We start from the raw sequence: 25,328 nt of genomic DNA on the forward strand, positions 1-25,328 counted from the left end.
TTGAGGCTTGCCACTTGCAGCTGTTTTTACTGCGGGTTGGCACGTGTGCTGGACAACAGTTGCTTCAGGTTGGCTGCCTTCGGCTTCACCAGCCAGAAGCGCCGCACGTAGTCGTCCAGGTTCTCCGAGAGCTCACGCCCCCACTCGCTGCCGGTCTCTTCCACATACTCGCCAAGTACCCGCGCCAGGTGGCTGCGGTAGGCTTCCATCGCTTCACCACTGATACGCTGGATTTCCACCAGCTCGTGGTTCAGCTTGTCGACGAAGCTATTGTCCATGTCGAGCACGTAGGCGAAGCCGCCAGTCATGCCAGAACCGAAGTTGTAACCGGTCTTGCCCAGGACGCAGACAAAGCCGCCGGTCATGTACTCACAGCAGTGATCGCCAGTGCCCTCGACAACAGCGTGGGCGCCGGAGTTACGCACAGCGAAGCGCTCGCCCGCAGTGCCCGCGGCAAACAGCTTGCCGCCAGTGGCACCGTACAGGCAGGTGTTGCCGACGATGGCGCTGTGCTGGGTTTCGAACGGGCTGCCGGCTGGCGGCACGATGGTGACCTTGCCACCGGTCATGCCCTTGCCGACGTAGTCGTTTGCATCACCCTGCAGGTGCAGGTTCAAGCCACCGGCGTTCCACACGCCAAAGCTCTGGCCCGCAGTACCCTTGAAGCGGAAGGTGATCGGGTTGGCAGCCATACCCTGGTTGCCGTACAGCTTGGCGATTTCGCCAGAGATGCGGGCACCGATGGAGCGGTCGCAGTTGCAGATGTCGAGGTTGAACTCGCCACCGGCCTGGTCGCGGATCGCCGGCAGGGCCATGTCCACCATCTTCTCGGCCAGCTCGCCTTTGTCGAACGGCGGGTTCTTGTCGACTTCGCAGAACTGCGGCTTGTCTGCCGGAATGTGCGAGCTGCCCAGCAGCGGCGACAGATCCAGGTACTGCTGGCGCTCGGTATCGCCTGGCAGCATTTCGAGAAGGTCGGTACGGCCGATCAGCTCGCCCAGGCTGCGCACGCCCAGCTTGGCCAGCCACTCACGGGTTTCTTCAGCGACGAAGGTGAAGAAGTTGATCACCATGTCGACGGTGCCGATGTAGTGATCCTTGCGCAGCTTGTCGTTCTGCGTGGCTACGCCGGTGGCGCAGTTGTTCAGGTGGCAGATGCGCAGGTACTTGCAGCCCAGGGCGATCATTGGCGCGGTACCGAAGCCGAAGCTTTCGGCGCCGAGGATGGCCGCCTTGATCACGTCCAGGCCGGTTTTCAGGCCGCCGTCGGTCTGAACCCGCACCTTGCCGCGCAGGTCGTTGCCACGCAGGGTCTGGTGGGTTTCGGCCAGGCCCAGTTCCCACGGGGCGCCGGCGTACTTGATCGAGGTCAGCGGCGAAGCACCGGTACCACCGTCATAACCGGAGATGGTGATCAGGTCGGCATAGGCCTTGGCCACGCCAGCGGCGATGGTGCCCACGCCGGCTTCTGCCACCAGCTTCACGGACACCAGGGCCTGCGGGTTGACCTGCTTGAGGTCGTAGATCAGCTGGGCCAGGTCTTCGATCGAGTAGATGTCATGGTGCGGCGGCGGCGAGATGAGGGTCACGCCCGGTACCGCATAACGCAGCTTGGCGATCAGGCCGTTGACCTTGCCGCCCGGCAGCTGGCCGCCCTCACCAGGCTTGGCGCCCTGGGCAACCTTGATCTGCAGCACCTCGGCATTGACCAGGTATTCAGGGGTCACACCAAAGCGGCCGGTGGCCACCTGCTTGATCTTCGAACTCTTGATGGTGCCGTAGCGCGACGGGTCTTCACCGCCTTCACCAGAGTTGGAACGCGCGCCCAGGCGGTTCATGGCCTCGGCCAGCGCCTCGTGGGCTTCCGGCGACAGTGCGCCCAGCGAGATACCGGCCGAGTCGAACCGCTTGAGAATGGCCTCCAGCGGTTCGATCTGCTCCAACGCCAGTGGCTGGTCGGCCACCTTCACTTTCAGCAGGTCGCGGATCATCGATACCGGACGCTGGTCGACCAGCGTGGTGTATTCCTTGAACTTGGCATAGTCGCCCTGCTGCACGGCGGCTTGCAGGGTGTTGACCACGTCCGGGTTGTAGGCGTGGTATTCACCACCGTGGACGAACTTCAGCAGGCCACCTTGCTGGATCGGCTTGCGCGCGCTCCAGGCTTCGGCCGCCAGCAGCTTCTGGTCGCTTTCAAGGTCTACGAAGCGCGCCCCCTTGATGCGGCTGGACACGCCCTTGAAGCTCAGGCCGACCACTTCTTCGGCCAGGCCGATGGCTTCGAACAGCTGCGCACCGCGGTATGAGGCGATGGTGGAGATACCCATCTTCGACAGGATCTTCAGCAGGCCCTTGGAGATGCCCTTGCGGTAGTACTTGAACACTTCGTCCAGGTCGCCCAGCACTTCGCCGGTACGAATCAGGTCAGCCAGTACTTCATACGCCAGGTACGGGTAGACGGCCGAGGCACCGAAGCCCAGCAGCACGGCAAAGTGGTGCGGGTCGCGGGCGGTAGCGGTTTCCACCAGGATGTTGCTGTCGCAACGCAGGCCCTGTTCGGTCAGGCGGTGGTGTACCGCGCCAACGGCCAGCGAAGCGTGCACCGGCAGCTTGCCCGGGGCGATGTAGCGGTCGCTCAGCACCAGCTGGGTCTTGCCAGCGCGCACGGCTTCTTCAGCCTGGTCGGCGATGTTGCGAATGGCCGCTTCCAGACCGACGCCCTGTTCATAGTTGAGGTCGATCAGCTGACGGTCGAAACCTTCGCGCTCCAGGTTCATCAGCGAACGCCACTTGGCGGGCGAAATGACCGGGGAGCTGAGGATGACCCGCGAAGCGTGCTCCGGGGACTCCTGGAAGATGTTGCGCTCGGCGCCCAGGCAGATCTCCAGCGACATCACGATGGCTTCGCGCAGCGGGTCGATCGGCGGGTTGGTCACCTGGGCGAACTGCTGGCGGAAGAAGTCGTAAGGCGAACGCACACGCTGCGACAGCACGGCCATCGGCGTGTCGTCACCCATCGAACCAACGGCTTCCTGGCCCTGCTCACCCAATGGGCGCAGTACCTGGTCACGCTCTTCGAAGGTGACCTGGAACATCTTCATGTATTGCTTGAGCTGGTCAGCGTCGTAGCTGGCCGCGCCCTGGTCGTCGGTCAGCGTCGCCTGGATACGGGTGGCGTGCTGACGGAGCCAGCGCTTGTACGGGTGGCGCGACTTCAGGCGGTTGTCGATGGCGTCCGTGTCGAGGATCTGGCCGGTTTCGGTGTCCACCGCCAGGATCTGGCCCGGGCCGACACGGCCCTTGGCCAACACTTCCTCAGGCTGGTAACCCCACACGCCAATTTCCGAGGCGATGGTGATGTAGCCGTTGGTGGTGGTCACCCAGCGCGCCGGGCGCAGGCCGTTGCGGTCCAGCAGGCACACCGCGTGGCGGCCTTCGGTCATGACGATACCGGCCGGGCCATCCCACGGCTCCATGTGCATGGAGTTGTATTCGTAGAAGGCACGCAGGTCGGCGTCCATGGTCTCGACGTTCTGCCAGGCTGGCGGTACCAGCATGCGCACGCCGCGGAACAGGTCGATGCCACCGGTCACCATCAGTTCCAGCATGTTGTCCATGCTCGACGAGTCGGAACCGACACGGTTGACCAGCGGACCGAGCTCTTCGAGGTCGGGGATCTGGTCATTGGCGAACTTGGTGCGACGGGCCATGGCCCAGTTGCGGTTGCCGGTGATGGTGTTGATCTCGCCGTTGTGGGCGAGGAAGCGGAATGGCTGCGCCAGCGGCCATTTCGGCAGGGTGTTGGTGGAGAAGCGCTGGTGGAACACGCAGATCGCGGTTTGCAGGCGCTCGTCACCCAGGTCTGGATAAAACGCCGCGAGATCGCGCGGCATCATCAGGCCTTTGTAGATGATGGTCTTGTGCGAGAAGCTGCAGATGTAGTGGTCGCTGTCGTGGGCGTTAGCCACCGATGAACGGCGACGGGCACTGAACAGCTTGATGGCGAATTCCTGGTCACTCAGGCCTTCGCCACCGATGAACACCTGTTCGATCTGCGGCAGGCGCTCCAGGGCCAGGCGGCCGAGTACGCTGGTGTCGATCGGTACCTTGCGCCAGCCGACCAGTTTCAGGCCAGCGGCGAGGATTTCGCGGTCCATGTTGGCGCGGGCCGCTTCGGCTTTGACCGGGTCCTGGTTGAAGAACACCATGCCGACGGCGTACTGCTTGGGCAGCTCGACGGCGAAGTGTTCCTGGGCCACGGCTCGCAGGAATTGATCGGGCTTCTGCATGAGCAGACCGCAACCGTCACCGGTCTTGCCGTCGGCGTTGATACCGCCACGGTGGGTCATGCAGGTCAGCGCCTGCATGGCGGTTTGCAGAAGGTGGTGGCTCGGTTCGCCCGTCATATGGGCGATCAGGCCAAAACCACAGTTGTCCTTGAATTCTTCGGGATGGTACAGACCTGTTTTCATAGACACATTCTCACCAGGTTCACCTCTCAACGGAGGTAAATCTCTTTTTTAACAACCACTTACCATCCACGCCGATCAAACGCCAGCTTTTTTGCGGTGGCCATGGAAAACCATTGTTGCACAGCGACAGCGACGCCCACAAATTTTCATGTCTCACCATTGAAAATTTATGTCGCAATTTTGAATGTTTTTGCGCCATGCGCCGTGATAGGGCTTGGCGTGAGTCTGAAGCGTTTCAGCCATGACTGCAACTAGGGGCTTGTGGCCGGCAGTCTGGGACAGAAAAGCCTGCCGCGTTGAAACGCAGCAGGCTATTCGAAAGTCAGTAATCGCTCAGCAACTGGGCGGCGGGGTGATGCCGCCCGGAAGGTATCAGCGGGCCGTGGCCAGCTCTTGTTGGACGCTGCCGACGGTACGTGGCCAAGGTTTACCAGCCTGGACCTTCTCTGGCAAGTTCTTGATTGCCGCAACCGCTGCATCACGGTTGGCGAAGCTGCCGTAAGTGACTACGTACAGCGGCTTGCCCTGCAGGTTTTTCTTGAAGTAGCGATAGTCGCCACCCTGGCTCTTGACGAACGCCTGGGCCGAGGCCTCGGAGCTGGTGCCCAGGATCTGCACCACGTAATTGCCCGGCTTCTGCCCGGCGTACCAGCCGCTGTTGCCGCTGCCAGTGGCGGCAGGTTTCTCGGCAGGCTTGGCGGCCGGCTTGGCCACGGCAACCTGGGTAGGCGCAGGCGTAGGCTTGGCAGGTGCAACCGGCTTCGCAGGCTGGGTTGCGACAGGCTTGGGCGCAGGTGCAACCGGCTGGACCGGCGCAGTAGCCACAGGCTGTGCAGGCACAGGTGCCGGGCCAGCCGGAACGCCTTGCGGCGGCGCAATGGTGGTCACGGTTGGCGGCGGGTTGCCAGGCTGCAGGGCAGTGTCACCCGCCGGGCTGCCTTCTTCACCCTCCCCCATGCCCGCGGCCTGGGCCAGCGGCTCGCGCATTACAGGCTGGGACTGGCCAACCAGCGGCAGCGGCATCGGCTGGGAAGACCCGGAAAACTCGATATTGGCACCCTGCTTGCCGTCGCCAAGCGGCAACTGGGCCTGGGCGGCCGGCGCCTCAGCGGGTGGCTTGTCGCCTTTCTTGGGCATCAACACAGCGGCCGCGACAGCGACCACGACCACAGCGGACAGCGCGAGCACATGTTTTTTAGGCATCTTGAACCCCATGGATGGTCGCTTGACCGTCGAACGGCTGGCGATCATGGCTTCGATCAAAGTGTCACGGGCGACCTGGTTGATGTTGCCAGGCCAGCCGTCGGAGTGTTCATGGATATCGACGATCTGTTCACGGCTGAACACCTCGATGCCCCGGCCAGCCCCTTCCAGGCGCTGCTCCAGGTACTCGCGGGTTTCTTCTTCACTGTAGGGGGCAAGCTCGATGATGTGGAAGCGTTCTTCCTCGACATTGAGCTCGTCCAGCCCGGCAATCAGTGAAGGCTCACCGAACAGGAACACGTGCGGGCGCCCTTCCGGTACCCCCGCCGCCAACTCCAGCAACGCTTGGAGTGCCGACTCGTCGAGTTGTTCCGCATCGTCCACCAGCAAATACACTTCCTGCCCGGTCAGTGCCAGTTGCACCACCTTGGACAGGATCGCCTGCACTTCGGGCTGGGCCACACCCAGGTCTTGAGCGACCTGGGCAAGCATGCTGGAAGCATCGCTGGCACTGCGGGCAGACACCACCACACTCTGCACAGCCTGCTTGTTGGTGCTGGCCACCAGGGCCTGGCGCAGCAGCGACTTGCCGCTGCCCAGCGGGCCGCTGACCACCAGCATCAGCTGGCTGTAGCGCGCCAGGTGGTGCAGCTGGCCAAGCACGGGCTTGCGCTGCGCCGGGAAGAACTTGAAGCCGGGCACACGGGGCGCGAACGGATCGTGGCTCAACTGGTAATGGTCGAGAAAGGCCTCATCGGCATGCAAACTGGTCATTGCGCTGTCACAACCTCAAAGCTGGGCCACGATCGCGCGGTAATCCGCCGACAGCGTGGCCTGAAGAATCTCTTTCGGATAGTCGTCGGTCACAACGGCCTCGCCCATCTGGCGCAACAGCACCAGACGCAAGCGTCCGTCGATCACTTTTTTGTCGACCGCCATGTGCTCCATGAAATGCGCCGGGGTCATTTCCTGTGGTGGCACCACCGGCAAACCTGCGTCCTGCAACAGGCGGATCCCGCGATCACGCTCGGCCTGGTCGATCCAGCCAAGGCGCATGGACATTTCCAGGGCCATCACCGTGCCCGCCGCCACGGCTTCGCCGTGCAGCCAGACGCCGTAGCCCATATGGGTCTCGATGGCATGCCCGAAGGTATGCCCCAGGTTCAGCGTGGCCCGCACGCCGGACTCACGCTCATCGGCACCCACCACTGCGGCCTTGGCCGCGCACGAGCGGCGGATGGCCTCGGTCAGGGCTGCCGAGTCGAGGGCGCGCAGGGCTTGCATATTATCTTCGAGCCAGGCGAGAAACGGCTTGTCGCAGATCAGACCGTACTTGATCACTTCCGCCAGGCCGGCCGACAGTTCGCGCGCTGGCAGGGTTTTAAGGCTGGTTGTATCGATCAGCACCGCATTGGGCTGATAGAAGGCACCGACCATGTTCTTGCCCAACGGGTGGTTGATACCGGTCTTGCCGCCCACCGAAGAGTCAACCTGGGAAAGCAGGGTGGTCGGCACCTGGATGAAGTCGACACCGCGCTGGTAGCAGGCGGCAGCGAAGCCGGCCATGTCACCGATCACGCCGCCGCCCAGGGCAACCACGGTTGTGCGACGATCATGGCGAGCTGTCAGCAGGCCATCGAAGATCAGTTGCAGGGTTTCCCAGTTCTTGTGGGCTTCGCCATCGGGCAATATCACCGACAGCACCGAGTAGGCGCCGAGGGTGTTGCTCAGGCGTTCGAGATACAGGGGTGCGACGGTCTCGTTGGAAACGATGGCGACTTGCCGGCCGGCAATGTGCGGCGCCAGCAGCTCGGGCTGGCCCAGCAGGCCTTCGCCAATGTAGATCGGGTAGCTGCGCTCGCCCAGGTCGACCTTAAGTGTCTGCATGTATCCCCACAATGTACTTGGGCGCGGCGCCGTTCGGGCAACCACGCGCTAACGTTGAACCTCGCCTCGGCGCTGGTGGCCGAGAATAGACCCGGGCTAACGGGGCGGCAACTGCTGCAAGCGCTCGAGAATATCGATCACCACCATGCGGGGCGGCCGCTCGTCGGTTTCCACCACCACGTCGGCGATCTCGCGGTAGAGCGGGTCGCGGGCTTCCAGCAGGGCGCGCAGGGTGGCCTCGGGGTTGGCGGTGCGCAGGAGCGGGCGATTGCGATCACGCGCGGTACGGCCAACCTGCTGCTCCACCGAAGCATGCAGGTAGATAACCCGACCACCCCGGCGCAATGCCTGGCGGTTGGCTTCGCGCATCACCGCGCCACCGCCGGTCGCCAGAACCACGCCGTCGAGTGCGCACAGTTCGGCGATCATCGCCTGCTCGCGCTCACGGAAACCTGGCTCGCCTTCCTTGTCGAAAATCCACGGGATGTTGGCGCCGCATCGCAGTTCGATTTCCTTGTCGGAATCCTTGAACAGCAGGCGCAGCTCTTTGGCCAATAGGCGTCCAATGGTGCTTTTACCAGCGCCCATGGGTCCCACAAGTATCAAATTTCGCACAGAATCAACGACTCACAGCAATCGCCTGGTCACTCATGATACGCGGAGTCAGGAAGACCAGCAGCTCGGATTTTTTCTCTTGTAATACATCGCGTCGAAACAGCCGCCCAACATACGGCAGATCGCCAAAAAATGGCACCTTGTCGACCACATTGTTTTGCGAAGTCGAGTACACGCCACCGATCACGATCGTTTCGCCGTCAGCCACACGAACCTTGGCATTGACCTCGTTCTTGCGGATCGGCGGTACGTTGTTCACGGCATTGACGTAATCAGGCTCGTCCTTGGTCACCCTGACAGCCATGATTACCTTGTTGTCAGGTGTAATCTGCGGGGTCACCTCCAGCGAAAGCGAGGCTTCGCGGAAGGCGACCGAGGTGGCGCCACTCTGGCTGGTTTCCTGGTAGGGCACCTCGGTGCCCTTGAGGATCCTGGCCGTTTCCTTGTCGGCCGTGACCACCTTGGGCTGCGAGATGATCTCGCCGTTGCCGCTTTTTTCCATGGCGCTGAGTTCCAGGTCGAGCAACACGTCACCGCGCAGCAGGCCCAGGCCGACGCTGCTGCCCGCCCGCTCCACGCCGAGGTCGACGAACAGTTCCTTGCCCGGGCGCAGGCTTTCCCCGTACAGCGGCCCGCCCCAGCGCACCCCCAGGCTTTTCTCGTAGTCGACGTTGGCCTCGACGATACGCGCCTCGATCGCCACCTGGCGCACCGGCACGTCCAGCTGCGTAACCAGTTGCCGCAATTCGGCCAGGCGATCGGCCGGCTGATGCGCCACCAGGGTATTGGTGCGCTCATCGACACCCAGGCTGCCACGAACGGTGAAGGTGCTGTCATCCGCCAGGCTGGTCAGCAACAACTCAACCAGCTCCGCCGCCTTGGCATGATGGATCGGTATCAGTTCACGGCGTAACGGCTGCATCTGCGCATCCGGCACCGGATGGGCATCGAACGGCTGCGGGGCAAACGCTGCCGCAGGGGCCACCAGCAACACATTGCCTTCGTGCCGCTGTGCCAGGCCCTTGCTGCGCAGCACCAGGTCAAGCGCCTGATCCCAGGGCACGTCCTGCAAACGCAAGGTCACGTTGCCCTGCACGTCATCGCTGGCAACCAGATTGATGCCCGCGTAATCGGCCAGCACCTGCAGCACCGAGCGAACCTCTACATCCTGGAAATTCAAAGAAAGTGGCTCACCCTGATACGGCGTCGCCCACACCAGCGGGATCGGCAGCAGGGCCGCCAACACCCATTTCATCACGTTCTTCATTCTGGTTCGGGGCCTCCTTGCCCGGGCGCTTTGCCAGGGTGATGAACGCCGTACGCTCATGCCACACCCCCGCCATGAATAACCGTTCTCGCACTTCGACCTGACCTTGATCGACCCGCGCCACCACTCCGTGGTTACGCCCCAAGCGCTCACCCGCCCGCACGCGGTAGAGCCTGCCAGCCGCCATCAGCAGCGCCTCATGGGCCGCCCCTCGCGACAGGCTGCCGACCATTTCCAGCTGTGCCAGTGGCACGCTGCCCAGACCGGAACCGGCCACTCGTATCGCCCCAGGGGCGAAGGGATCGACCCCAGGCACTGGCGTGGCGGCCTTGGCCGGCATAAGCGCAAGCACCTCAGGTGTCGGTACGGGCGCTGAGGCCTGAAACGCATCTACCTGCAGTTGCAGACGCAAAAGCCCGGGCTGCCCCGCGACGGCGGCCAGTTTCATGTCACCGCTGCGCAGCAGGCGTGCCTGGCCCAGCCAGTCACCCAGCCACTGGCGCAAATCCATGTACCGGCCCACCACCTGCACCTGCAACGGCACTTTCCAATAGCCTGCCTGTTGCTCGACTTCCTGCACGTCGAACCGCTCAACCAGCAAGCCATGTGCATGCCCCGAAGCCGCCAGGCGGTCAACCAGCTCACTCATGCCTTCCCCGGCGGCCAGGTGCCAGTGAGCCTCCAGCAACCGCCGTTCGGCAAAAGCCAGAGACGCCCGCAATCGCTGCAGCTCCTCCAGCTTTGCCGCACTGGCTGCTTGCTGCTCGTTCAATGTGGCCTGCCGGGCCGCTTCCTGTGCCTGCTGCTGCAACCCTGCCGGCAGGCGAAGCGCGCAACCCAGGCCGAACACCATCCCGGCCACCAGCACTGGCGCGATGAGCCTGATGCTTCTGGAACGTTCGGCAACCGCCCACCAGGCAAAGACCTGCGCTGCTTTCACGACCAGAACGCCGCAACACGCGTAGCCAGCAGAAACTCATCGCCAGCCGGCATGCTCCTGACACGCTTGAGCGTCAGATCGAGCAGCACACCCGATCGCTCCAGATCGCGCATGAACTGCGCAACCAAGGCGCCAGAGGCAGCCAGCCCAGTCACCTGCAGATGGCCGTTTTCAAAGCTGAGGTCGAGTAGCTGGACCCCGACCGGCAGCGCCCCTTCGATCTCAGCGAACACATTACCCAGCACCCCCTGCTGGGCGCGTAAGCTTTCGAGTGCAGCTGCACGGGCATTGAGTGCATCATGCTGCGCACGCACATCTGCCAGCGGCTGCAGTTGCTCGGCCAGCACCTCAAGGGCGGCCTGGTGCTGGGCATTGACCAGCGCCTGCTGCTGACCGCGCTGTCGGGCCAACTGGTCGACCAGGGTCACGGCACACAGCGCTAGCAGTGCGCCGGCAACCAGCTGGGTGCGAAAGCGCCTGAGCGCCGCCTCGCGCTGGCGTTCCCGCCAAGGCAGCAGGTTAAGCCGTATCATGGGTGCAACCCTCCAAGTGCCAGGGCGCACGCCAGGACCATCGTGCCGTCAACGTGCTCCAACCCTTTCAGGCCAGGCAAGTGCCTGCACGGCGTATTCAGCTGGCGGCCAAGGTTTTGCAACACGCCAGGCTCCACCGATGAGCCACTGGTAATCCACAGGCCCGCCGGCAACTGCGCATCGGCAAGCAGCGCGTGCAGGTGCTCCGGCAACTGCGCCATGCCCTTCAGCCCCTGCATGTTTAGTTCACGACGCTGGTAAGGCCGGCCAGGCTGCCAGTCATAAAGCACTGCGCTGTGCGCTTCGACCCGCAGCAGCGCCGAACCTTCAAGGCAGCCCACGGGCAACATGCGGCACAAGGCAATGTTGTCGACCTCGATGGCCTCCAGTTGCAACCCGGCCGCCTCGACGATGGCATCCAGTGACGCCAAGGCACTTTGCCGACACGCGGCCACCATCAGTTCGGCGCACCCCGGTTGCGTTCCGGATGCCCCCAAGACCTGAAAGTCCAAGGCCAGGTCCTCCAATGGAAATGGAAACAGCCGCTCGGCATCGGCCAGCAATTGCGTCTCCAGTTCAGCCCCGACCTGCTCCATCGGCACATGGCACCGCTTGCAGATCACCTGGCTGGCCGGTAACGCCAACGCTATCCGGTGCTGCCTGAGGCCGCTGCGCAGGTAGGCACGGCGCAAGGCAGCCACCACGGCATCGGGCTCTGCGACCCAATCCTTGCCAGCTGCGGATTCAAATGGTTCTTGTGCCGATGCAAGTACCCTGTAGCGCCGACTGCGCCGCTGCAGTTGCACAACACGAACAGCGTCAGGGGCGATTTCCACCCCCACGATTGAACTGGCATCCTTGCCGAAGCGTCCTAGCATCGCGGCTTCCTTGCTGCGTGGTGCAGCGGTCTGTCGCAACCCCGCGTCAACACCAGGCCCGGCTTGCCCATCGAGGCGACGGACAGCCTGGCCGGTAACCCGGAGGGGCGAAAAAATGCTTATAATGCCCAGCGTTGTGCGACACGTGTAACGTGTCTCCCGTCCCAAGCTGTAGGGTCAGCTTGAGAGATTCCCAAAGGAATCAAATACTTGGGTATCCATCCCCTTGAACCAAAACCCGCCCAGAGGTCCCTCGCCTTAAAGGACTTGCCGCAGCGGCGGTGGCAAAACCCCTAGGTCGCTGAGCACTCGGAAGCGCGACTGCGGACCGATTTCATCGGTCTTGGAGTGCCATTCGTCGGAAAGTGATATGTACGAAATGAGTCATGACACATTTGGCATCATTTGCCTCACTAGCCTCCTAATCTTTTGCTTAGGGCTGGCAACGTGGGCCAACTGGTCAGAGGTCAAGAAACTTTTCAAACGGTCACCTCCACGACACTAACTCAAGCCCTTGCGGCTTCAACCCTCGCGGGAGAAATCCCCGCTGGGGTTTCTCCTGCCTCAAAACAGGAGTAACCCAACCTAAGTGAGCCGCCACAGCGGTCCCCACTTCTTCCAAACGGAGACATGAGCGAAAGCTCTGTCTGTCATTGTCCAACCATCGCTAATACAGGATGGCAGCGGACTCGTTGTGCGACCAACGGTAGCCTACGACGGCGTGCATCACTAGTAATGGTGGTGTTCGAAGCCCGTCCGACAATGTAGCCCCCCTTCAAGGGGTGCCGCTCTCCTGCGAGGGAGGCGGTAGATACTCGGAGCAGTACCGGGTTGAGGCGCTAGGCTGACTGGTATGGACAACATACGTGAACTGCTAATAAACACCGTAAGCATTACCAAGCCAAAACTGCTGTTAGGCTTGAACCAAAAGGTACGCGGTCGGTTATCTCCGTGGCGCTTGGGGATACGTCGCCTCATATGATCGCCGGTGAAAAGGCAGGTCCTAACCCAGTCGTGTGACAGATAGGGAACGTGGTAAGCCCGTATCGCTGCCCTTGGGCAAGTGAACCGTAAGGGACACTGTTAGCGGTGCGGGTATGGGATCGCAGAGAAAGCGAATGCCAGGCTGTAATGGCCTGGATAGGGGTTGGAACATCACCCCACGGGAAAACCGGGCAGACTTCTGCGTGGTCTTCCATCGCAATAACTCTGACTGAGACCGTCTCATTAACTTCAGGGCCTAGCTCCAATTGGCCCTTGATAACCCTACCCTGACGGGGTGCATGCACCCCTCAGGGGGTACGTGCGCCTTCCGCTCGGGTGGTTTCACTTTGAGAGGAAAGCAGCATGATAGAGCTCAGCCAGCAAGGTGAGTCTGCGCTTTCCGGCACTCCGCAACAGTGGCACGACGTCGATTGGCGCCGAGCCCAGCGGAATGTCCGGGGAATGCAGATGCGAATTGCGAAGGCTTGTCGGGAAGGCAAATGGCGCAGAGTCAAATCTCTGCAACGGATGCTCACCCGCTCGAAGTCGGCCAGATACTTGGCTGTACGGAGAGTCACGGAAAATCAGGGGAGCCGCACGGCGGGAGTCGATAAGCAACTCTGGGATACACCCAACGCAAAATGGAATGCGGTTGGTCAGTTGAAGACGCGGGGATACAAGGCTCGGCCACTACGGCGAGTCTACATCCCGAAGTCGGATGGACGGGAACGCCCACTGGGTATACCGACCATGACGGACAGAGCCATGCAAGCGCTGTATATGCTGGCTCTGTCCCCCATCGCTGAAACCCGAGGCGACCCGAATAGCTACGGCTTCAGGATCGAACGTTCCACGGCGGATGCGATGGCGCAGTTGTTCTTGTGTCTATCCAAACGGGCTTCGGCCTGCTGGGTATTGGACGCAGACATCGAAGGGTTCTTCGACAACATCAACCACGACTGGCTGTTAAGAAATGCCCCAACGGAAACACGGGTGCTGCGGCAATGGTTAAAGGCCGGGGTCATCCACAAGGGGCAGCTACACGCAACGGATGCAGGTACGCCGCAAGGGGGGATTATCTCCCCGACGCTGGCAAATCTGGCACTGGATGGTCTGGAAACGCTCCTCAAGGAATACCTGGGAGTGACAAGGGCGAAAAAGCTGAAGGTGAACGTGGTGCGATACGCCGACGACTTCGTGATCACAGGGGCCTCTCCGGAGGTGCTGGAGAATGAAGTAAAACCTTGGGTAGAGCAGTTCCTCGCAACGCGCGGGCTACGGTTGTCACTCAAGAAAACGCGCATCGTCCACATCGACGAAGGCTTTGACTTCCTTGGCTGGAATTTCCGGAAGTACGACGGAACGTTACTGATCAAGCCGAACAAGAAGAACGTCAAGGCGTTCTACAGCAAGATCAGAGAGGCAATCGACTCTCACAAGACGGTCAAGCAGGAGGATCTGATCCGACTGCTCAACCCGAAACTGAGGGGCTGGGCGCTGTACCATCAACCAGTCGTCGCGAAACAGGCTTACAGCCGAATGGACCACAGAGTGTTTATCAAACTCTGGCGTTGGGCGAAGAGGCGACACCCTAACAAGTCCCTCGACTGGGTAAGGAAGAAGTATTTCCGGACCTCAGGAGACAGGAGCTGGGTGTTTGCCACCACAGTGGTAGATGCAGACGGAGGTAAAAGGGAGGTCGAGCTGTACTCGCTCGCGAGTACTCCGATCGAGCGACACAAAAAGGTGAGTGGGGATTACAACCCCTACGATCCCGCCATGGAGGCTCAAGGCGAGAAACTGCGGATGGACCGGATGCTGAGCAAGCTCAAATACCGGAAACAAATCGGCAGCCTCTTTGCCAGTCAAAATGGACTGTGTCTGCTGTGTAAGCAACCGATTACCAGAGAGACAGGGTGGCATGACCACCACGTCGTACACCGCTCCCTCGGCGGTGGAGACGAACTGGCCAATCGGGTACTCTTACACCCTAACTGCCACAACCAACTGCATACTCGTGGCCTGCACGTGAACAAACCGGCTTCCATCGGAAGCTTAGCGAAGGCTTGAGCCGTATGCGCTGAAAGGCGCACGTACGGTTCTTAGGGGGGAGTCAGCCAGGAATGGCTGGCTCCCACCCGACTTCTGGTCCGCCGGACCTGCGTGCAACTCACTCCCAACCTGGACACCGAAAAGCCTTGATACGCCTGCTGAAGTTCTTCTGGTGGTCTTCCGTCGCCGTCATTTGCGCGCTCGTACTCGGTGTGAGCGGTGCGTTTCTGTATCTTAGCCCCAGCCTGCCCTCGGTCGAGTCCCTCAGAAGCATCCAGTTGCAGATCCCCCTCAGGGTGTACAGCAGCGACGGCAAGCTGATTGCCGAGTTCGGCGAAATGCGTCGTTCGCCGATCCGCTTCGCAGAAATTCCGCCACAGTTCATTCAGGCGCTTCTGTCAGCCGAGGACGACAATTTCCTCAATCACTATGGTGTCGACCCCAGCAGCCTGATGCGCGCGGCGACCCAGCTGGTGAAAACCGGGCATATCCAGACCGGCGGCAGCACCATCACTATGCAGGTGGCGAAAAACTTCTTCCTCACCAGCGAACGCAGCTTCTCGCGCAAGACCAACGAAATCCTGCTGGCACTGCAGATCGAACGTGAGCTGACCAAGGACGAAATCCTTGAGCTTTACGTGAACAAGATCTACCTGGGCAACCGCGCCTACGGCATCGACGCCGCCGCGCAGGTGTACTACGGCAAATCGATCCGCGACGTGAGCCTGGCGCAGATGGCGATGATCGCCGGCCTGCCCAAGGCACCGTCACGCTTCAACCCGCTGGCCAACCCGGTGCGCGCCAAGGAGCGCCGCGACTGGATCCTCGGCCGCATGTACAAGCTGGGCAAGATCGACCAGGCCAGCTACCAGGCGGCCCTGGCTGAGCCGCTCAATGCCAGCTACCACGTGCCGACGCCTGAGGTGAATGCGCCTTACATCGCCGAAATGGCCCGCGCCGAAATGGTCGGGCGCTACGGCAGCGAGGCCTACACCGAAGGTTTCCGCGTTACCACCACGGTGCCCAGCGACATGCAGGAAATGGCCAACAAGGCCATCCTCAAAGGCCTGTCCGACTACGATGAGCGCCACGGCTACCGCGGCCCCGAAGCACGCTTTCCGGGGCGTACCCAGGCAGCCTGGCTACAGGAACTGGGCAAGCAGCGCACCTTGGGTGGCCTGGAACCGGCCATCGTTACTCATGTCGATAAAACCGGCCTCCAGGTACTCACCCGGGACGGCCAGCAAGCCGAAGTGGCCTGGGACACCATGAAGTGGGCGCGCCCGTTCATCAACAGCAACGCCCAGGGCCGCGCACCACAATCGCCGGCCGACGTGGCACAGGTCGGTGACCTGGTACGCCTGCAGCGCCTGGAAGACGGCAAGCTCAAGTTCAGCCAGGTGCCTGGCGCGCAAAGTGCGCTGGTCACCCTCGACCCTTACAACGGTGCCATTCGTGCACTGGTTGGCGGCTTCTCGTTCGAGCAGAGCAACTACAACCGCGCCATGCAGGCCAAGCGTCAGCCGGGTTCGAGCTTCAAGCCGTTCATCTACAGCGCCGCACTGGACAGCGGCTACACCGCATCCACTCTGGTCAACGATGCGCCGATCGTGTTCGTCGACGAATCCGTGGACAAAGTATGGCGACCGAAGAACGACACCAACACCTTCCTCGGCCCGATCCGCATGCGCGAAGCCCTTTACAAGTCGCGCAACCTGGTGTCGATTCGCCTGCTGCAGGCCATGGGTGTAGACCGCACCATCGACTACATCGCCAAGTTCGGTTTCAACAAGCAGGACCTGCCGCGCAACCTGTCGCTGGCCTTGGGCACCGCCACCCTGACCCCTATGGAAATCGCCACAGGCTGGAGCACCTTCGCCAACGGCGGCTACAAGATCAGCCCATACCTGATCGAGCGCATCGAAAGCCGCAGCGGCGAAACACTGTTCACCGCCAACCCGGCCCGCGTCCCCCAAGGGGCCCAGGATCAGGCTGGCCTGGCGGCTCCCGAGCAGCCGATCAGCACCGCGGCCATGCCAGGTGAGGCACCTTCTGCCTTCAACCAGGTGGCCGCTGCACCGCAAGCGCCGGCTGTGGCCGAACAGATCATCGACGGGCGCACCACCTATATCCTCACCAGCATGCTGCAAGACGTGATCAAACGCGGTACCGGGCGCCGGGCGCTGGCCCTGGGCCGCACCGACCTGGCAGGCAAGACGGGCACTACCAACGAGTCCAAAGATGCCTGGTTCTCCGGCTACAACGCCGATTATGTGACCACGGTATGGGTCGGTTTCGATCAGCCGGAAACCCTCGGCCGCCGCGAGTACGGTGGCACGGCGGCGCTGCCGATCTGGATGAGCTTCATGGGCGCGGCACTCAAGGACAAGCCGGCGCATGCGCCAGCAGAACCTGAAGGCATCCTCAGCTTGCGCGTCGACCCGGTCAGCGGCCGTGCTGCCTCCCCGAGCACGCCGAATGCCTTCTTCGAGCTGTTCAAGGCCGAAGATTCGCCACCCTCGGTGGACGAACTGGGCAATGGCGCAGCACCGGGCAGCCCGCTGCCGGCCGATGAAGCGGCGCCGATGGACCTGTTCTAAGGCAGGGCGCCTGACTCAGGTTTTGCGTGGGCGCGTGAATCGAGCGCCGCCCGCGCGGCGCATCGCGACGCAAGGCCGCTCCCACATCTGTTGCAACGTGCCGAACCTGCCAAGCCATGGTTGCCCGCCTGGGTGCATGCTTTGAGACAGGCAGGGCGGCATCAATGCCCACCTCCAAATCCAGTCATGCCAGCAAGGCTGACAACCATGGCCTCACAGACATGGCCACGTTGCAACAAATGTGGGAGCGGCCTTGCGTCGCGATGCGCCGCGCGGGCGGCGCTCGGTCTCATAGGCGCCACAAGTACCCTGACGAACACCTGGCAGCCCTGACGCATTCCAACGCCCCAACAAAAAGCCCCGGCTCATGCGAGCCGGGGCTTTTTGTGTCGCGACAGGGGTGGGGTAATCAGCCCTTGAACACGTCATCCACGCTGGTGAGCGGGTAGTGCTTCGGATACGGCAGGGTAGCCACACCGGATTCGATAGCGGCCTTGGCCACAGCGTCGGAAACGACAGTGATCAGGCGTGCGTCCAGCGGCTTCGGAATGATGTACTCACGACCGAACTCCAGGCCTTCGACACCGTAGGCTTCGCACACTTCCTTCGGCACTGGCAGCTTGGCCAGGTCTTTCAGGGCGATGGCGGCGGCGATCTTCATTTCTTCGTTGATACGCTTGGCACGAACGTCCAGAGCACCACGGAAGATGAACGGGAAGCCCAGTACGTTGTTGACCTGGTTCGGGTAGTCGGAACGACCGGTAGCCATGATCACGTCGCTGCGAGTGGCGTGCGCCAGCTCTGGCGAAATTTCCGGGTCCGGGTTCGAGCAGGCGAACACGATCGGGTTGGCAGCCATCGACTTCAGGCCTTCCGGGCTGAGCAGGTTCGGGCCGGACAGGCCTACGAACACGTCCGCACCGTCGAGTGCGTCAGCCAGGGTGCGCTTGTCGGTTGCGTGAGCGAACTGTGCCTTGTACTGGTTCAGGTCGTCACGGCCAGCGTGGATGACACCGCTGCGGTCGATCATGAAGATGTTTTCGACCTTGCCACCCATGCTCACCAGCAGCTTCATGCAGGAGATGGCGGCAGCACCGGCACCCAGGCAGACGATCTTGGCGTCTTCGAGCTTTTTGCCGGCGATTTCCAGGGCGTTGATCATGCCGGCCGCGGTAACGATGGCGGTACCGTGCTGGTCATCGTGGAACACCGGGATGTCGCACTGTTCAATCAGGGTGCGCTCGATCTCGAAGCACTCTGGCGCCTTGATGTCTTCAAGGTTGATGCCACCGAAGGTGATCGAGATGCGGCGGACAGTGTCGATGAACGCTTGTGGGCTTTCCGATTCGACTTCGATGTCGAACACGTCAATACCCGCGAAACGCTTGAACAGAACACCCTTGCCTTCCATGACCGGCTTGGAAGCCAGTGGGCCGAGGTCACCCAGACCGAGGATGGCGGTGCCATCGGAAATCACCGCAACCAGGTTACCTTTACCGGTGTATTTGTAAGCCAGCTCTGGATCACGGCCAATTTCACGCACGGGCTCAGCAACACCTGGGCTGTAGGCCAGGGCGAGATCACGGGCGGTGGCAGTGGGCTTGGAGAGTTCGACGCTCAGTTTCCCCGGACGAGGGTGAGCGTGATATTCGAGAGCGGCGGTTTTCAGGTCTGACATGGTGGGCATTCCGCTATTTACTGTTCTGACGGACCGCCGAGGATACGCAAAGAGCCGGGGAGTCACAAGACTGGTCGGTCACTTGTGTCAAGGCCTTTAGCCTACGACTTTACGCTATAACCCACGGGGGCATACGGCTCACAGTGTGTACAATCCAATAGCGAAATGTCTACATCTTTTAGCCTGAAAAACGCTCCAACATGCTCGGATCGGTCAATGGCAATACCCAGCGTCGCTGCCCAGGCTTGAGGCCGCCCTTGCGGGAACGATCCAGCACCCAGCCACGCGCTTCGACCTGGCGTCCCTTGAGATTATCGAAGAAGCTGGCGGGGAAGTTGCGTTGCAGACGAGTGGGAACCTGTAGCACAACAGCCTCGTCCAGGGTCAACCAGACCCCGCCACGGTTGCGCTCGACACCCCTGATGCGGCCACTGACCACCGCGAAACCCGACTGCCTGACATCGGCTGCAGCCACCACAGGCGAGCGCCGCCACACACCATTGCCGGCCTTGCGCGCTGCTTGCTCGGCAACCTGCTGGCAGCCGCTGAGGCTTACATTGGGGGCAACTGCCACCCGGTAGCCCAAACCCTCGCTGAGCAACCGTGCTTCAATATTGTCCCCACTGATGCCGTAGATATGCGCCAGTGTGCGGCCATACTTGTCTTTTTCCTCAACGCCCGGTACCAGCCCGATGCGCCCGTCACTGGCGTTGACCAATGCTTGGAGGCGCCGCCTGGCAGCCTCGGCATAGGGCTCGCTGGTGCGCCCTTTGCGGCCAATTTCCGGAGCATTGATGCCGATCAGCCGCACGCTGCGGCCATCAACCAGGCGCAAGGTATCGCCATCCACTACCTGGCGCACAACCACTTGCTGCGCCTGCTGCGGCAGCGGGCAGAACGCCAGGGCCGGGAAATGCCAGATGACGCCCATAAAAAAAGCGCCCACAAGGGACGCTTTTTTGTGCAGCAATGCGAAACCCGAGGGGTTCGCCATGCGCATGATTACTTCTTGGCACCGAACATGCCGAAGCGATCGGCGAACTTCTGTACGCGACCACCGGTGTCCAGGACTTTCTGCTTACCGGTGTAGAACGGGTGGCACAGGTTGCAAACGTCGATCGACAGGGTGTTGCCCAGGGTCGAACGGCTTTCGAACTTGTTGCCGCAGCTGCAGGTGACTGCAACTACTTCATAGTTCGGGTGGATACCTTCTTTCATGGTCGCTTCCTCGAGCTGCGTGCCGCCATCCAACACCAATTGTTGAATACCGCACGTAATTAGGCGGCAAATAATACCAGAGCGCTGCGTCAGTGCAAGTTGTCGCTTGCACCGGCCGTCGTCTGCTAGGCTCGCCAGTCTTTGATACGCCCTCCGAGACCTTCCGCGTGCCCGACGTCATCCTGCGCCTTGCCCTGCCCTCCCCGCTGCGTCGCCTGTTCGACTACAAGGCACCCGCGAGCATGGCGCGCCAGGCCTTGACCCCGGGCATGCGCATTCGTGTGCCATTCGGCCGCCGCGAAATGATCGGAGTGCTGGTGGAGGTATGCGCGCAAAGCGAGGTGCCCGCCGACAAGCTCAAGCCGGCCAGCGCCCTGCTCGATCCGGTATCACCGATCCCGCCATCGCTGTTCAAGCTGTGCCTGTGGACCGCCCAGTACTACCAGCACAGCCTGGGCGACACCCTGAGCTGGGCCCTGCCGACATTATTGCGCCAGGGCGAGCCCGCCGAGATGCGCCAGGAGCGCTTCTGGCACGTCGCCCCCGGCGCCCGCCTGGAAGACCCGCGCATCGCCCGCGCGCCGCGCCAGCGCGACGCGCTCAAGACCCTGGCCCAGCACCCACACGGCGTGGCCCACAGCCTGCTGGCCAAGCTCAACCTGAACAAGGACAGCCTCGACCTGCTGTTGGCCAAGGAACTGGTACAAATTGAAGTACGCCGGCACCTGCCGGGGCTACGCCACGAACACTGGCTGGCGCAGCCGGAATTGCCGCTCAACGAGGAGCAACGCGACGCCTTTGATGCTGTGCGCGAAGGCTTTGGGGGCTTTGGCGCGTTCCTGCTGGCGGGCGTTACCGGTAGCGGCAAGACCGAGGTCTACCTGCAACTGATTCGTGAAACCCTGGAAGCCGGCAAACAGGCGCTGGTGCTGATTCCGGAGATCAACCTCGGCCCACAGACCCTGGCGCGCTTCGAGCAACGCTTCAACGCCCGCATCGCCCTGCTGCATTCGGCAGTGAACGACCGCGAGCGCCTGGACGCCTGGCTGGCTGCCCGGGACGGCGAAGCCGACATCATCATCGGCACCCGCTCGGCATTGTTCACACCGATGAAAAACCCCGGCCTGATCATCATCGACGAGGAGCACGACGGCTCCTATAAACAGCAGGAGGGGCTGCGCTACCACGCCCGCGACCTGGCACTGGTGCGCGCCCACCAGGAAAACATCCCGATCCTGCTCGGCTCTGCCACGCCGTCGCTGGAAACCCTACACAACGCCCTCACCGGCCGTTACCGCCTGCTGCGCATGAACCAGCGCGCTGGCGGAGCCCGCCCGCCGCGCATGTTGCGCCTGGATGTAAAGAGCCTGCCACTGGACAGCGGCATCAGCGGCCCGTTGCAACAAGCCATCCGCCAGACCCTGGAAGCAGGCCAACAAGTGCTGGTGTTCCTCAACCGCCGCGGCTTCGCCCCTACCTTGCTGTGCCACGATTGTGGCTGGCTGTCCGAGTGCCCGCGCTGTGATGCACGCATGACCGTGCACCAGCGTTCTGGCGAGCTGCGCTGCCACCACTGCGGCTATGACGAACGCCTGCCGCACCAGTGCCCGCAGTGCAACCACGTGGACCTGCGCCCGGTCGGCGCAGGCACCGAGCGGGCCGAAGAGCGCCTGAAAGTGCTGTTTCCGGACTACCCGATCCTGCGGGTGGACCGCGACAGCACAGCGCGCAAAGACGCCATGCACAACCTGTTCACGACTATTCAGCGGGGCCAGCCGAGCATCCTTGTCGGTACGCAGATGCTTGCCAAGGGTCACCATTTCCCCCGGGTGACCCTGGTGGCCATCCTCGATGCCGATGGCGGGCTGTTCTCGGGTGATTTTCGCGCCAGTGAGCGCATGGCGCAGCTGATGGTGCAGGTGGCCGGCAGGGCCGGGCGGGCCGAAGAGCCAGGCAAGGTCATCATCCAGACCCACCTGGCCGACCACCCGCTGTTGGTGCAGCTTACCGAGCAGGGCTACTTCGCCTTTGCCGAACAGGCCCTGGACGAACGCCGCGCCGCCGGGCTGCCGCCCTACTCCCACCTGGCCCTGCTACGCGCCGAAGCGCACAAGCCGGGGCAGGCCGAAGGCTTTCTCGACGAAGCCTGCGCCGCCGCCGAGCGCCTGGTCGCCGAGCAACACCTGCCGGGCATCGAACTGCTGGGCCCGGTGCCGGCGCCCATGGAGCGCCGCGCCGGGCGCTTCCGCGCGCAACTGTTGATACAGGCCAATACCCGGGCGCCTTTGCATCGACTCATCAGCGCCTGGTTGCTAGTGTTGGAGCAGATGCCCAGCGGGCGCCAGGTACGTTGGTCGCTGGACGTCGACCCGGTCGACCTGTATTGACGTCTGGCGCTGCTTTGCAGCCCCAAAGGTTGGCAACCCGCTCCCGGCAACGGATAATGCCCAGTTTTTCCACCTGCGCATCCAGGCGCTCACCGCGCTTGCGGTCGAAAAGAGATCCCCATGAAAGACACCATTCGCCAGCTGATCCAGCAAGCCCTCACCCAACTCGTCACCGACGGTGTGCTGCCTGAAGGGCTGTCGCCGGCGATCCAGGTGGAAAACGCCCGGGACAAGACCCACGGCGACTTCGCCAGCAACATCGCCATGATGCTGGCCAAGCAGGCAGGCATGAAGCCACGCGACCTGGCCGAAAAACTGATCGCCGCCCTGCCGGCCAGCGCCGACATCAGCAAGGTGGAAATCGCTGGCCCCGGCTTCCTCAACTTCTTCCAGAACACCGACGCCTTGGCCAACCGCCTGGATGCTGCCCTGGCCGATGACCACCTGGGCGTGCGCAAGGCCGGCCCGAGCGAAAAGGTCGTCATCGACATGTCGGCGCCAAACCTGGCCAAAGAGATGCACGTCGGCCACCTGCGCTCGACCATCATCGGTGACAGCGTCGCACGCGTGCTGGAATTTTTGGGTGACAACGTCATTCGCCAGAACCACGTCGGCGACTGGGGTACCCAGTTCGGCATGCTGATGGCCTACCTGCAGGAAAACCCGATCACCAGTGACGAGCTGTCAGACCTGGAAAACTTCTACCGGGCGGCGAAGAAACGCTTCGACGAATCGGAAGAGTTCGCCAATCGCGCCCGTGGCCTGGTGGTCAAGCTGCAGGCCGGCGACCCCGAGTGCCTGGCCCTGTGGACACGCTTCAAGGACATTTCGCTGTCGCACTGCCAGAAGACCTACGAGCTGCTCAACGTCAAGCTGACCATGGCCGACGTGATGGGCGAAAGCGCGTACAACGACGACCTGGCCAACGTGGTGGCCGAGCTCAAGGCCAAGGGCCTGTTGGTCGAGGACCAAGGCGCCCAATGCGTGTTCCTCGAGGAATTCAAGAACAGCGAAGGCGAACCACTGCCGGTGATCGTGCAGAAAGCCGACGGCGGCTACCTGTACGCCACCACCGACCTGGCCGCCGTGCGCTACCGCAGCAACGTACTCCACGCTGACCGCGCCCTGTACTTTGTCGACCAGCGTCAGGCCCTGCATTTTAACCAGGTGTTCGAAGTCGCCCGCCGCGCAGGCTTTGTCGGCCACCCGATGCAGATGGAGCACATGGGCTTCGGCACCATGAACGGCGCCGACGGCCGCCCGTTCAAGACCCGCGACGGCGGCACCGTGAAGCTGGTCGACCTGCTCACCGAGGCCAAGGAGCGTGCCTACGCGCTGGTCAAGGAAAAGAACCCGAGCCTGGCCGACGAAGATCTGCGCCACATCGGCGAAGTGGTGGGCATTGGCGCAGTGAAGTACGCCGACCTGTCCAAGCACCGCACCAGCGACTACAGCTTCAACTTCGAGCTGATGCTCAACTTCGAAGGCAACACCGCTCCATACCTGCTGTACGCCTACACCCGCGTAGCCGGCGTGTTCCGCAAGCTGGGCAAGGGCTTTGACGAAGTCGACGGCAAGATCGTGCTGCAGGCCCCCCACGAGCAGGACCTGGCTGCGCGCCTGGCCCAGTTTGGCGAAACCCTCAACAGCGTCGCCGAAAAAGGCACGCCGCATGTGCTGTGCAGCTACCTGTACGACCTGGCCGGCCTGTTCTCCAGCTTCTACGAGAACTGCCCGATCCTGGCCGCCGAAACCCCGGAACAACAGCAGAGCCGCCTGCGTCTGGCCGCCCTGACCGGCCGCACCCTCAAACAAGGTCTGGAACTGCTCGGCCTGGAAACCCTGGAGCGCATGTAAGTTGGCTGCCAAGAAAAAACCCGCCCCCAAACGCGGCGCCAGCCGCCAGACGGCGCCGGCCAAACAGCCGATCCCTGGTTGGGTATGGATGGCCGTCGGCCTCACCGTCGGCGCGTTTATCGTGTTCCTGATGAAGCTCGAGCCAGGCGGCGAAGACATCAAGCGCGCCAAGCCCGAGCAACAGAAGGTGGAGAAAGCGGCCGAAGCCAGCAAGCCTGCGCAGGCCACCCCACAGCAGCCCGTGAAGCCGAAGTATGACTTCTACACGCTGCTGCCAGAGTCCGAGGTGATCGTGCCACCGGAGGCCGTGCCCGAGAAGACACCACCGGTACCCGCCCAGCCGGTGACCCCGGTAACGCCGGCAGAAGCTGCGAAGATCGACACCGCGCGCGCGCAGGCGGCATTGCTGGGCCAGACCCCGCCACCGCCCCCGCCGGTGATCAAGCCGGCAGCGACCACCCAGTATTTCCTGCAGGCCGGCTCGTTCCGCAAGCAGGCCGATGCCGACAAGGTCCGCGCGCAGATCATCCTGCTGGGCCAGTCGGTGAAGGTGGAGTCGGGTACGGTCAAGGACGAGACCTGGTACCGCGTACTGGTCGGGCCCTTCAGCAACCGCGAGCAACTGACCGGCGCGCAGAAGCAACTGGCCGGGGCCGGGTTCACCAACCTGCTGCTGCAACAACGGCAGACCCGGCAGTAACCCAGCAACAAAAAAGGCCTTGCCGCTTCGGTGCGACAAGGCCTTTTTCATTACCCG

General features: G+C 62.4%; 16 protein-coding genes. 5 read left to right on the forward strand and 11 right to left on the reverse strand.

The window, feature by feature from the left end; translation table 11 throughout:
* Positions 1–26: 26 nt before the first annotated feature.
* From gltB to pilM, 8 genes are all read right to left on the reverse strand, one after another.
* Entirely contained in the window at positions 27–4,472 is a 4,446-nt protein-coding gene (gene gltB / locus LU684_RS06695) for a glutamate synthase large subunit (RefSeq protein WP_016489619.1), read from the reverse strand.
* A 372-nt stretch (positions 4,473–4,844) separates the two neighbouring features.
* Positions 4,845–6,449 carry an SPOR domain-containing protein gene (locus LU684_RS06700; RefSeq protein WP_060516914.1) on the reverse strand — a complete coding sequence of 535 codons (1,605 nt, stop codon included), beginning with the start codon at positions 6,447–6,449 and terminating at the stop codon, positions 4,845–4,847.
* 15 nt (positions 6,450–6,464) lie between these two features.
* A complete protein-coding gene (gene aroB / locus LU684_RS06705) occupies positions 6,465–7,562 on the reverse strand; it encodes a 3-dehydroquinate synthase (protein ID WP_024717572.1) in 1,098 nt (365 codons plus the stop codon).
* A 96-nt stretch (positions 7,563–7,658) separates the two neighbouring features.
* Positions 7,659–8,177 (reverse strand): shikimate kinase AroK, encoded by a 519-nt coding sequence (gene aroK / locus LU684_RS06710; RefSeq protein WP_024717571.1) that lies wholly within the window; start codon positions 8,175–8,177, stop codon positions 7,659–7,661.
* Positions 8,178–8,181: 4 nt separating this feature from the next.
* A complete protein-coding gene (locus LU684_RS06715) occupies positions 8,182–9,444 on the reverse strand; it encodes a type IV pilus secretin PilQ (protein WP_016489623.1) in 1,263 nt (420 codons plus the stop codon).
* Positions 9,368–10,384: a pilus assembly protein PilP gene (locus LU684_RS06720; RefSeq protein WP_095116155.1), complete on the reverse strand. Its 1,017-nt coding sequence runs from the start codon at positions 10,382–10,384 to the stop codon at positions 9,368–9,370. Before LU684_RS06720 ends, LU684_RS06715 begins: the two co-directional genes overlap by 77 nt.
* Positions 10,381–10,917, reverse strand: coding sequence for a PilN domain-containing protein (locus tag LU684_RS06725; RefSeq protein WP_016489625.1), 537 nt, complete (start codon positions 10,915–10,917; stop codon positions 10,381–10,383). Before LU684_RS06725 ends, LU684_RS06720 begins: the two co-directional genes overlap by 4 nt.
* Positions 10,914–11,795: a type IV pilus biogenesis protein PilM gene (gene pilM / locus LU684_RS06730; protein ID WP_023048611.1), complete on the reverse strand. Its 882-nt coding sequence runs from the start codon at positions 11,793–11,795 to the stop codon at positions 10,914–10,916. The genes LU684_RS06725 and pilM overlap by 4 nt, the downstream gene beginning before the upstream one ends.
* Positions 11,796–13,142: 1,347 nt before the next feature.
* Here pilM and ltrA point away from each other — a divergent pair.
* Together ltrA and LU684_RS06740 are read left to right on the forward strand one after the other, a co-directional pair.
* Positions 13,143–14,849 (forward strand): group II intron reverse transcriptase/maturase, encoded by a 1,707-nt coding sequence (gene ltrA / locus LU684_RS06735; RefSeq protein ID WP_033863259.1) that lies wholly within the window; start codon positions 13,143–13,145, stop codon positions 14,847–14,849.
* Between the two features lie 131 nt (positions 14,850–14,980).
* Entirely contained in the window at positions 14,981–17,431 is a 2,451-nt protein-coding gene (locus LU684_RS06740; protein WP_371918298.1) for a penicillin-binding protein 1A, read from the forward strand.
* A gap of 409 nt (positions 17,432–17,840) precedes the next feature.
* Here LU684_RS06740 and LU684_RS06745 read toward each other — a convergent pair whose 3' ends face one another.
* The 3 genes from LU684_RS06745 to rpmE form a co-directional block, all read right to left on the reverse strand.
* Positions 17,841–19,109, reverse strand: coding sequence for a malic enzyme-like NAD(P)-binding protein (locus LU684_RS06745; protein ID WP_024717569.1), 1,269 nt, complete (start codon positions 19,107–19,109; stop codon positions 17,841–17,843).
* Positions 19,110–19,287: 178 nt separating this feature from the next.
* Complete coding sequence (locus LU684_RS06750) at positions 19,288–20,109, reverse strand: thermonuclease family protein (protein ID WP_016489629.1); 822 nt, start codon at positions 20,107–20,109, stop codon at positions 19,288–19,290.
* A 2-nt stretch (positions 20,110–20,111) separates the two neighbouring features.
* Positions 20,112–20,327 (reverse strand): 50S ribosomal protein L31, encoded by a 216-nt coding sequence (gene rpmE, locus LU684_RS06755; protein WP_016489630.1) that lies wholly within the window; start codon positions 20,325–20,327, stop codon positions 20,112–20,114.
* A 167-nt stretch (positions 20,328–20,494) separates the two neighbouring features.
* Here rpmE and LU684_RS06760 point away from each other — a divergent pair, with 167 nt between their 5' ends.
* From LU684_RS06760 to LU684_RS06770, 3 genes are all read left to right on the forward strand, one after another.
* Positions 20,495–22,714 carry a primosomal protein N' gene (locus tag LU684_RS06760; protein ID WP_232894457.1) on the forward strand — a complete coding sequence of 740 codons (2,220 nt, stop codon included), beginning with the start codon at positions 20,495–20,497 and terminating at the stop codon, positions 22,712–22,714.
* Between the two features lie 120 nt (positions 22,715–22,834).
* Positions 22,835–24,571, forward strand: a complete 1,737-nt coding sequence (gene argS, locus LU684_RS06765) for an arginine--tRNA ligase (RefSeq protein ID WP_232894310.1) — start codon at positions 22,835–22,837, stop codon at positions 24,569–24,571.
* 1 nt (position 24,572) lies between these two features.
* Entirely contained in the window at positions 24,573–25,271 is a 699-nt protein-coding gene (locus LU684_RS06770; RefSeq protein ID WP_016489633.1) for an SPOR domain-containing protein, read from the forward strand.
* Positions 25,272–25,328 lie beyond the last annotated feature (57 nt).

It is taken from the genome of Pseudomonas sp. NMI542_15, assembly GCF_021283425.1.
Lineage (GTDB): Bacteria > Pseudomonadota > Gammaproteobacteria > Pseudomonadales > Pseudomonadaceae > Aquipseudomonas > Aquipseudomonas fortuita.